We start from the raw sequence: 8,362 nt of genomic DNA, 5'->3' as shown, positions 1-8,362 counted from the left end.
TCGGGTCGATCACCTGCAGCAGACCCTTCGAGGGAATGCCGTTGCGGGCGTTGATGTCCCACAGGTTGATCGCCTTGGGGTCACCGCTGGACTCGCGGACGATGTTGCGGTGGATTCCCTCGTACGTGCCGGGGATCCCCTTCTTGTGCATGATGTCGAGCGACTCGCGGATCCAGCCGTCCAGGTTGTTCGCGTAAGTCTTGGCGGCCGGCTTGGACGCGGTCGTGCTCTTCTTCACCACGGCGGCGCGGTGCGTCGAGCGGTTCGCGGCGGCCTTGGCCTTCGCACGCTCGTTCGCCTCGGTCGCGGCCTTCTTCCTGGCGGCCGCGTCCGCGGCCTGCTTCTTGGCCGACGCGTCCGCGGCCTGCTTCTTGGCCGAGGCGGTCAGGTCCGCCTTGGGCTGCGCCTTCGGCGCGGCCAGCGCGGTCTTCGGCGCGGCCTTCTGCTGCGTGGTGCCGGTGGCCGCCTTCAGCTGCGCCGTACCGGTCCGCGCGCCGAGTTCCTTGGCGTGCGTGACAGCGGCGGCGGAGACCCCGGTCGTGCCGCTCGCCGCACTCGCCGAACCGGCGCCGGCGGTCGCTTGCAGCCCGGTGACGGTCAGCACGACCGCTGCGGCGGCACCTGCGCCGGCCGCGGTGACCTTGTGCTTGGTCGACATCTGGTTGAACTTCGCGAACGTCGGGCGCTTCTTCGGAATCGTGGGGAGCTGCATGGGGGAATTACCTCTTCCGTAGCGGGACCCCTGAATTGTTAGGGGCTGGCGATCCGCGGGTCAAAGACCCCCGCTACGGCGTGCTTTCGTAGCACGCTTATACGGACCTGATATGCGGTGCAATAGGGCGGCGAAGGTCCACTAAGCGGCTTAGTATGTGATCCACGTCCTGTCGAGGGCATCACCCTGGAGGGCTTTTCGTCTTACCGGGAGCGAGCGCGGGCACGCACCGCGTGAGCGGTGTTTGTGACCGCGGTCACCCGGAAATCGCCCTTTTCCGCGCGGGCGGATTCACCCGGCCCGCGGACGCGCCGCGGCGGCCGGCCCGGGGGTTTCCGGGCCGGCCGCCGCGGTGGAGCGGGGGCGGATCAGGACACGGTGCAGGCGGCACCGTTCAGGGTGAAGGCGGTGGGCGAGGTGGTGGCGGAGCCCGTCCCCTGGAAGCCGAAGTTCGTGGAGCCGCCGGCCGGGATGTTCCCGTTGTAGCTGAGGTTGGTGGCGGTCACGGCCGCGCCGGACTGGGTGGCGGCGGCGTTCCAGGCGCTGGTGATCTTCTGGTCCGCCGGGAAGGTCCAGCGGAGCGACCAGCTGCTGAGGGCTGTGCTTCCGGTGTTGCGCACGGTGACGTCCGCGGTGAAGCCGCCCGTCCAGGCGCTGGGGACCTTGTAGGTGACGGAGCAGCCCGCACCGGCAGGCGGGGTCGTCGGAGGCGTGGTCGGCGGTGTCGTGGGGGGCGTCGTCGGAGGGGTGGTGGGCGGCGTGGTGGGCGGAGTCGTCGGAGGGGTGGTCGGCGGAGTCGTCGGCGGAGTCGTCGGGTCCGAGGAGCCCGCGGAGGCGAGCGCGTAGGCCACGTCCGGCAGGAAGGTGCCCGCGGCGCCCGCGCAGCCGTCCGCCTCACCCGGCGGCTTCACCCAGAGGAAGGCGTCGATCGCCGGGTCACCGGTGTTCGTCGTGGGGTAGGCGCCGATCGCCCGGCCGGACGGGTCGCACCACTCCCCACCCGCGGCCGGACCGTTGCCGTTGCGGCTGGTGTCGACGACGGCGTGCAGGTTGGACGGGTTGCCCAGCGCGGACAGCACGTTCTTGGCGAAGTTGACCTCGTTCGCAGTGGCGTTGAAGTTGGAGACGTTGGTGAACAGGCCGTCGGCGTTGGTCAGGATGCCGGCGCTGCGCAGCCGGGAGGCCTGCTCCGAGGCGCTGTTCCAGGCCGAGTGGCCGCCGTCCATGTAGACCTTGGAGCTGGGCGAGGCGGCGTGGATGGTGGCGCCCGCCTGCGAGAGCGCGGCGAAGCGGTCGGACTGCTGCTGCGCGGACAGGCACGTGGTCAGGGCGATGGAGTCGGGCTCCAGGATGACGATCGACTGCCCGCTGCCCAGCCCGGCGGCGAAGTTGCTCACCCAGGTGCGGTACGCGGTCAGGTCGGGCGCGCCGCCGGCGGAGGCGCCGCCGCAGTCGCGGTTGGGTATCTCGTACACCGCCAGCACCGGCACCTGCCCGGCGGCGGCCGCGGCCGAGGTGATCTTGCGGACGTCGGCGGTGACGGTGGAGGGGCTGTAGTTGGAGAACCAGACCGCCTGCGGCTGGGAGGCGATCCGCCGGGCGATGACCGGCTCGCGGGAGTCGCCGGGATTGGCGGCGACCCACCGGTTGACCTGGGAAGCCGGGTCCTTGTACAGCTGGGTGCCCGTGGGGAGGCTGCCCTGCGCCGCGGCGCCCGCGGAGATCTCGGTGCCCAGCGCGATACCGGCTGCGGCGAGCCCGGTGGCCAGGCCGAGCGCCAGGGCCTTGCGCAGCCGTGGCCCGCGCGCGGCGGCCGCGGCCGGCCCGGCGGGGCGCGGGGTGCGGATGGGGGGTGTCACAGTCGTCCTCCGTGCTCTCGTGGGGGGAGAGGGCGGGCCCTCGGGTGAGGGCCGGGGTGCGGCGGGGCCTTCCATGGGAGCGCTCCCGCGCAACCGGACCCGAGCCTAGCCAGCACGGCCGAGCTGCGAAATCCCTGTGCGCCATGCACTTTTCGACAAAATGGGAGCGCTCCCACTCATCCACCCGGCCGAGCCCCCGGTTCCCCCGGCCGCCGGGTGCCGCCGGGGCCCCGACAGGTCGGAGGGGTCGGGCGGGCCCGCGGTCCGGGTCAGCCGCTCTGCGGCACCACGGCCACCGGGCAGTCCGCGTGGTGCAGCAGGGCGTGGTTGACAGGTCCCAGGTGGAGCCCCACCGCTCCGTCGCGCCGCCGGGCACCCACCACCAGCAGGTCGCTCGACGCCGAGGCCGCCAGCAGCGGCGTCCGCGCCTTCGCCTCGGCGGTGCTCGCGTGCACGGCGACCCCGGGGTGCTCCCGGCGGGCGTCACGCAGCGCGTCGTCGACGACCCGCTCGGCCCCGGCCCGCCCGCCGCCGGCGTCCCCGTCCGGGCTGCGCCAGGCGTGCACCGCCTCGACGCGCGCACCCCGCGCCCTGGCCGTACGGAAGGCGAACCGCACCGCGTCGGCCGCGTCGTCCGGCCCGCCCACGCCGAGGGTGACGCGGCCGAAGCGCCCGGCGACGTTCGCGTCCCTGCCCCGGACCACGACGACCGGGCAGGGCGCCCGGCCCGCCACCGTCAGGCCGACGGAGCCCAGCAGCACGTCGGTGAGCTCGCCGCGGCCGCGGTTGCCCACCACCAGCGCGTACGCCTCGGGCGCCGCGCGCAGCAGCGCCCCGAAGGGATCGTCGGGGACGTCCTGCACCGTCAGCGGCACACCGGGGCCGAGGCGGGTCGCCCGCTCCCGGGCCGCGTCCACCACGGCCTCGTCCGCCGCCGGCTGCCCGGGCCGTACGGCCGCGAGCCGGGGGGCGGGCCGCACGTACCGGTCCCACAGGGAGGCGTGCAGGATGCGCAGCGGCAGCTCCAGGCGCGCGGCCTCGTCGACGGCCCAGTCCAGGGCCCGCAGGCTCGCGTCGGACCCGTCGACACCGACCGTCAGTGGCTTGGCCATGACCGCACACCCGCTTCCCGGCCGCACGCCGTCCCGTACCGCCTCCTTCCACCGTGCCCCCTCCGGCGGCGGGCGGCCACGCGGGTGAGGGCCCGGTGCACCGGTACGTGCGGGTGCCGCGGTCGGTCGTGCGGGTACCGCCGTCGAGGGCGGAGGCGGCCGACACCGGGTTGCTGCCGCCCCGGTCCGGCCAGGATGCCGACCGTGACGGAACCGCCCGCGGGGAGGGTGCGGGTGCAGTCCGCCGCGGTCACGGTCACCGCGGCGCCGCGCCACATCCGGGTGACGGTCCGGCGCGCGGTGAAGGCGAGGGCGAGGGTCCTCGCGCGGGGGCGAGGAGCCGGCCGGCGGGCACCGCCTGAGCGCCCACGGGCGGCGGTCGGGCGGCGTTGCGCAGCGGGGCCCGGCACGGGCCGGGGCGGTCAGCACAGACGGCCGCCTCTTCGGCAGGGGAGCCGGCGCCCTGCGTCGCGGCACTCCCCCGGCCGCCGGGCGGGGTCAGGACGGGCGGCCGGGGTCCGTCCGCTCGGCGGCAATGGCGCGGACGACCGCCGGGAGCAGCAGGTGCTCCTGCTCCAGCACGCGCCCGGCCAGCGACTCGGCGGTGTCGTCGGGGAGCACCGGGACCTCGCGCCGGGCGATCACCTCGCCCGCGTCGTACTCCGCGGTCACGTAGTGCACGGAGGGGCCGGTGACGCGGTCGCCGGAGTCGAGGACGGCCTGGTGCACCGCGGCGCCGTACATGCCGGGGCCGCCGTGGCGGGGCAGCAGCGCGGGGTGGACGTTGACGATGCGGCCTGCGTAGGCGGCCAGCGTGCGCGGGCCGACCTTCTTCATGTAGCCGGCGGTCACGACGAGATCGGTCCGGTGCGCGTCGAGGAGCGCGAGCACGGCGTCGTCCAGGCTGCCGGGGTCCAGGTGCGTGCGGCCCGACAGATGGGCGGCGGGGATTCCGTGCCCGCGGGCGAAGGCGAGCCCGCGCGAGCCGCTGTTGTTGCTGATGACGAGGGCGATCTCGTACCCGGCGGCCGGTTCCTTCGACGCCTCGTACAGCGCGCGCAGGTTCGACCCCGTGTGCGAGACGAGCACGGCGACTCTCAGTGCGGTCATGTCCCCAGTTCCCGGTTCTGGCCCCGAGGCCGCGCCGCGGCCGGCGGTGCGGAGCGCCTGACGGCGGCCATCGTATGCCGCTGCCCCCGCCCGGTGACGGCACCGCCCCGGCCGCGGTGGCGGCCCCTCGCGTGCCCCGCGCGGCTCGGCGGTGCACCGGCAGCGCCGTGTGCGACGCACCCGGGCGTCACGCTCCCGGCGGCGGGCCGAGCCTGGCGGCCACGGCGTCGCGGACCCGCTCCGGCCGGTCCCCGCCCTCGCCCTCGCCCTCGCCCTCGCCCTCGCCCTCGGCGACGGCTCCCCGGCCGTGTACGGCGTGAACCGCGCCCTCGTCGCCCAGCGCGGCAGCGGCGGCCACGTCAAGGTCTACGCGCAGTTCCGCGCGCCGCCGGACGACCGGCCCGCGGGGCCCGTGCACGGACCCCGCGGGCGTCGAGGCCGTGCGCCCGGAGCTGCCGGCCCTGTTCGAGGGCTGGGCCGCGCCCGTCCTCGAACTCCTGCGGCACGGCACCGCCTTCACCCGCCGCCCCTCCACGCCCTGCCGGTCTCCCGCACCTGGACCCACGTCCCCGGGGTGACGCTGCTGGGCGACGCCGCCCGTCTGATGCCCCCGCCGAGCCGGCGCGCGCGAACCTCGCGCTGCTGGAGGGCGCCGAGCTCGCCGAGTCCCTCGCCCCCCGGCCCCGCGGACCCGGACGGCGCCGTTCCGCGCCTTCGAGGAGCGGATGTGGGAGCGGGCCGCCCGGTGGGCGGCGCGGACGGCGGCGGGCCTGGAACGCCTCGTGAGCCCGGACCCCGCCGCGGCCGTCGCCCCCTTCGACGAGGTGCGGCCGTCCTGACCGCCGCGGGCGGGAGCGGTCAGCGGACCGGCGCCGCACCGGGGCGGGCGGCCAGGCCGTCGCACAGGACGGCCACCACGAGGTCCTGGTCCACCGGCGCGGCCGGGTCGCGGGGACGGGCGCGCAGGGCGTGCAGCAGGCCCGACAGGAGGGCCATCAGGTCGGCGGTGGCGAGGTCCTGGCGTACGGCGCCGCTGCGCTGGGCCCGCGCGAGGAGTCGGCCGACCTCCTCGCGCAGCTCGCCCGCCGTGGCGGCGACGGCCGTCCGCACCTCGGCCCCGGCGCCGCCCAGCGCGTCGACCAGGTCCTGCTTCGGGGCGGCCTCGCGCACCATGTGGGCGACGAAGCCGAAGAAGGCGGCGCCCGGGTCGGCGGCCTGCACCGACTCCCGCGCTCGGGCGACGAGCCCGCGCAGCCGTTCGTGGACGACGGCCTCGAAGAGCGCCTCCTTCGTCGGGAAGTGCCGGTAGAGGGTGCCGGGGCCGACACCGGCCCGGCGGGCGACCACGTCCAGCGGCACCCCGATCCCCTCCTCGGCGAAGGCGTCCTGCGCCGCTCGCAGCAGCAGGTCGCGGTTGCGCCGCGCGTCGGCCCGCACGATCGGCCCGCCTCTCTCTCGGAAACCCTTCAACCGGGGCGCACTCTCCGGTACCGTCCAACCGGGGCGCACTCTCCGCTTCTGTCGGACCGATCCCGGTCCGGCCCCCGAAGCCTGGCCCCGCAACCCCGGCACCGGCAACCCGGCACCGCTAGCCCGACACGACCCGAGCGACCCGGCTCCGGAATCCCCGCTCCGGAACCCCCGCTCCATCCCGGCTCCACGATCCCGCCCCGGAAGGGACACCAGCATGCCGAGCACCGCCCGCGACACCGCCGAACGCTTCCTCGCCGCCACGACCGGGGACGACCCGGGAGATCTCGCCGACTTCTACGCCCCGCACACCGTCATCGAGATGCCGTTCGCCCCGCCCGCGCTCCACCCCGCCCGCACCGAGACCGACCGCGAGTCCCTGCGCGCCCGCTTCCGGGCCGGTGCCGCCGTGCGCCGGTACGAGCGCGTCACCGGCGTGCGGGTGCACGAGACGGCCGACCCGGAGGTCGTGATCGTCGAGTACGACCTGCACGGGCGGCTGATCGCCGGCGGGGAGCCGTTCACGCTGTCGTTCCTGATGGTGATGACCGTCCGGAACGGGCTGATCGTGCACACGCGCGACTACGCCGACCCGATCGCCGGCGCGACGGCCCTCGGGCGCCTTCCCGCGCTCCTCGAAGCCCTCGCCGCCGGGGCGCCGGGGTAGGTGGCCGGCCGTCAGCTCCCGTGTGCGGCGCGCTCCGCGGCGATGAAGTCCCGGTACCAGCGGTAGCTGTCCTTGGGCGTGCGGCGGAGCGTGTCGTAGTCGACGCGGACGATGCCGAACCGGCGGTCGTAGCCGAAGGCCCACTCGAAGTTGTCCAGCAGGGACCACACGTAGTAGGCGCGCACGTCGACGCCCTCCGCGACGGCCTGGGCCAGCGCGTCGAGGTGGTCGCGGAGGTAGTCGACGCGGTCGGCGTCGTGGACCGTGCCGTCGGCGCCGGGGACGTCGGCCTCGGCGGACCCGTTCTCGGTGACGACGATCGGCGGCAGGCCGGGGTAGCGGCGGGTGAGGTCGACGAGCAGGTCGCGGAAGGAGGCGGGGACCACGGGCCAGCCCATGGTGGTGCGGCGGGCGGCGGGGTCGCCCCAGGTCTCCGCGGCGCGGATGTCGACGGCGGTGCGCAGCGCCGGATCGGGCTCCTGCCAGGGGGCGTCGGCGACGGTGATGGGCCGGTAGTAGTTGACGCCGCAGAAGTCCAGCGGACGGGAGGCGAGCGCGAGGTCGCCGTCGCGGCGGAAGGAGAAGTCGCTGATGGCGCCCCAGACGTCCGCCTCGCCGTCGGGGTAGCGGCCGAGGAAGATGGGGTCGAACCAGCAGCGGTTGTGCAGGACCTCGGCGCGTTCCACCGCTTCGGCGTCGGCCTGCGAGCCGGTGGCGGGCAGCAGCCGGTCGGGGTTGAGCGCGATGCCGACCTCGCGGGCCCCGGCGGCGCGCAGGGCGTCGACGGCCAGGCCGTGCCCGACGAGCAGGTGGTGCACGACGGCGAGGGCGCCGTTGCCCTCGCGCGTGCCCGGGGCGTGGCGGCCGACGGCGTGGCCGACGAACGCGGTGCAGAACGGCTCGTTGAGGGTCATCCAGCGGCCGGCCCGGTCGGCGAGGCGGTCGGCGACGACGGCCGCGTAGTCGGCGAAGGCCTCGGCGGTGTCGCGGACACGCCAGCCGCCGGTGTCCTCCAGGGTCTGCGGCAGGTCCCAGTGGTAGAGGGTCGGGGCGGGTTCGACGCCCGCCGCGAGCAGCTCGTCCACGAGGCGGTCGTAGAAGTCGAGCCCGGCCGGGTTGACCGCTCCCCTGCCCTCCGGGACGATCCGCGGCCAGGCGATCGAGAAGCGGTAGGTGTCGGCGCCCAGGTCGCGCAGCAGGGCGACGTCCTCGGGGTAGCGGTGGTAGTGGTCGCAGGCGACGTCGCCGGTGGCGCCCTCGGCGGTGGCGCCGGGCGTGCGGGAGTAGGTGTCCCAGATGGAGACGCCGCGGCCGTCCTCGCCGGTGGCGCCCTCGATCTGGTAGGCCGCGGTGGCGGCGCCGAACCGGAAGCCGCGCGGGAAGCGCGGCGCGGGGGCGGACGTCATGGGGTGGCTCCTCGGGTGGTTGATCA

The 8,362-nt window shown here is 75.7% G+C and carries 8 protein-coding genes; 1 reads left to right on the top strand and 7 read right to left on the bottom strand.

Annotated features, from left to right (window positions below; genetic code table 11):
• The 6 genes from IH54_RS46365 to IH54_RS0134440 form a co-directional block, all read right to left on the bottom strand.
• Window positions 1–712 (bottom strand): hypothetical protein (locus tag IH54_RS46365; protein ID WP_052398193.1); only part of this gene is annotated, 712 nt, incomplete at its 3' end.
• 368 nt (window positions 713–1,080) lie between these two features.
• A complete protein-coding gene (locus IH54_RS0134460; RefSeq protein ID WP_234344172.1) occupies window positions 1,081–2,571 on the bottom strand; it encodes a glycoside hydrolase family 6 protein in 1,491 nt (496 codons plus the stop codon).
• Window positions 2,572–2,840: 269 nt separating this feature from the next.
• Window positions 2,841–3,683: a universal stress protein gene (locus tag IH54_RS0134455; RefSeq protein ID WP_031524645.1), complete on the bottom strand. Its 843-nt coding sequence runs from the start codon at window positions 3,681–3,683 to the stop codon at window positions 2,841–2,843.
• A 498-nt stretch (window positions 3,684–4,181) separates the two neighbouring features.
• Window positions 4,182–4,793, bottom strand: coding sequence for a phosphoribosylglycinamide formyltransferase (purN, locus tag IH54_RS0134450; protein WP_043183130.1), 612 nt, complete (start codon window positions 4,791–4,793; stop codon window positions 4,182–4,184).
• Window positions 4,794–4,980: 187 nt separating this feature from the next.
• Window positions 4,981–5,151, bottom strand: a complete 171-nt coding sequence (locus IH54_RS46360; protein ID WP_199923513.1) for a hypothetical protein — start codon at window positions 5,149–5,151, stop codon at window positions 4,981–4,983.
• Between the two features lie 500 nt (window positions 5,152–5,651).
• Window positions 5,652–6,230, bottom strand: coding sequence for a TetR/AcrR family transcriptional regulator (locus IH54_RS0134440; RefSeq protein WP_031524641.1), 579 nt, complete (start codon window positions 6,228–6,230; stop codon window positions 5,652–5,654).
• 250 nt (window positions 6,231–6,480) lie between these two features.
• Between IH54_RS0134440 and IH54_RS0134435 the strand changes: the two genes are divergently transcribed.
• Complete coding sequence (locus tag IH54_RS0134435; protein ID WP_052398191.1) at window positions 6,481–6,930, top strand: nuclear transport factor 2 family protein; 450 nt, start codon at window positions 6,481–6,483, stop codon at window positions 6,928–6,930.
• A gap of 11 nt (window positions 6,931–6,941) precedes the next feature.
• Here the strand turns inward: IH54_RS0134435 and IH54_RS0134430 are convergent, their stop codons facing one another.
• A complete protein-coding gene (locus IH54_RS0134430; RefSeq protein WP_031524639.1) occupies window positions 6,942–8,336 on the bottom strand; it encodes a GH1 family beta-glucosidase in 1,395 nt (464 codons plus the stop codon).
• Window positions 8,337–8,362: the final 26 nt, after the last annotated feature.

Source organism: Streptomyces sp. NRRL F-5123 (assembly GCF_000721495.1).
Taxonomy (GTDB): domain Bacteria; phylum Actinomycetota; class Actinomycetes; order Streptomycetales; family Streptomycetaceae; genus Actinacidiphila.
This window is presented reverse-complemented; position numbering and strand designations above follow the sequence as displayed.